3 protein-coding genes are annotated in these 1,751 nt (G+C 63.5%); all 3 read left to right on the plus strand.

Annotation, left to right across the window (positions count from 1 at the left end; genetic code table 11):
• Positions 1-534: arginine deiminase family protein (locus AC1DWI_RS21775; RefSeq protein WP_477725743.1), on the plus strand; the 534-nt coding region annotated here is incomplete at its 5' end.
• Between the two features lie 41 nt (positions 535-575).
• Positions 576-1,574 (plus strand): ornithine carbamoyltransferase, encoded by a 999-nt coding sequence (gene argF / locus AC1DWI_RS21780; protein ID WP_477668811.1) that lies wholly within the window; start codon positions 576-578, stop codon positions 1,572-1,574.
• On the plus strand, positions 1,571-1,751 hold a 181-nt coding region (locus AC1DWI_RS21785), incomplete at its 3' end, for an amino acid kinase family protein (protein WP_477725744.1). The genes argF and AC1DWI_RS21785, both read left to right, overlap by 4 nt.

Here is a 1,751-nt window from a genome sequence, read left to right on the forward strand (position 1 = left end):
GGCATGGGCGAGCGGACCTCGCCGCAGGCCGTGACCCAGCTCGCGCGCAACCTGTTTGCCCGCGGCGCCGCAACCCGCGTGCTGGCTGCCCAGTTGCCCAAATCACGCGGCGCGATGCACCTGGACACGGTGCTGACCTTTTGCGACCGGGATCTGGTGACTGTGTTCCCGGATATTGTGCAGGCCGTACGTGTGTTCAGCCTCAGACCCGGCGATGAACCAGGCTCACTCGACGTCAGGGCGGAAGCCGAACCATTTCTCGACGTCCTCGCACAAGCCCTGGGCCTGCCGAAGTTGCGGGTCGTCGCCACCGGCGGCAACGCCTACGAGGCGGAACGCGAACAGTGGGACGACGGCAATAACGTGCTGGCGCTGTCGCCCGGTGTGGTCATGGCCTACAACCGCAACACCCACACCAACACCTTGCTGCGCAAGGCCGGCGTCGAAGTCATCACCATCCCCAGCGGTGAGCTGGGGCGTGGCCGCGGCGGCAGCCACTGCATGTCCTGCCCGATTGAGCGCGACGCCGCCTGATCCTTTCCCGCCATTGAGGCATCCACGAAAGACGGCCATTCATGAGCTTCAATCTTCACAACCGCAGCCTGCTGGACCTCAAGGATTTCTCCCCGCGGGACATCCGTTTCCTGCTGGACCTGGCCGCCGAGCTCAAGCGCTCCAAATATGCAGGAAACGAGCTCGCCCGCCTCAAGGGCAAAAACATCGCGCTGATTTTCGAGAAAGCCTCCACCCGCACGCGCTGCGCCTTCGAAGTCGCAGTGCACGACCAGGGTGGCCATGTGACCTACATCGACCCGGTCAGTTCGCAGCTGGGGCACAAGGAGTCTCTCAAGGACACTGCCCGGGTGTTGGGCAGGCTATATGACGGCATCGAGTACCGCGGCTTTCACCAGACGGTGGTGGAAGAAATCGCGCGCTTCTCGCACGTCCCGGTCTGGAACGGGCTCACGGATGAGTCGCACCCGACCCAGGTGCTGGCAGACCTGCTGACGATGCAGGAGTTCGGCGAAAAGCCGCTGCACGAACTGTCCTTTTGCTACCTGGGCGACGCCCGCTTCAACATGGGCTGTTCGCTGCTGGTGGGCGGCACGCAGATGGGCATGGACGTGCGCATCGCCGCTCCCGCGGCACTGATGCCACCGCCCGAACTGGTGAGYGAAATGCGAGAACTGGCCAGGACAACAGGCGCGCGCATCACCCTCAGCAACGATCCAACCGAAGCGGTCAAGGGCGCGGACTTTCTCTACACCGACGTCTGGGTGTCCATGGGTGAGCCCGACGACACCTGGAAACTGCGCATCGAGCAACTACTGCCCTTCCAGGTCAACAGCGCCCTGATGAAGGCCACCGGCAAGCCGAGGACCCGCTTCATGCATTGCCTGCCGGCCTTTCACAACCTGGATACTGAAGTGGGACGTCAGATCCACGAGCGCTACGGCCTCAGCGAAATCGAGGTGACCGATGAGGTCTTTGAGTCCGATGCGTCCGTTGTGTTTACGCAGGCGGAAAACCGCATGCACACCATCAAGGCCGTACTCGTGGCCACCCTCGCATGAAGCTGGTCGTGGCGCTGGGCGGCAATGCCTTGCTGCGCCGGGGCCAGTCACTCAGCGCGCAGCACCTGCTGGAAAACATCCAGGGCGTGGCGGCCCAATTGGCCCGCGTCGCACTGCAGCATGAATTGGTGGTGACGCATGGCAACGGGCCGCAAATAGGCCTGCTGGCCCTGCAGA

It is taken from the genome of Polaromonas sp. P3_C2 (genome assembly GCF_056402675.1).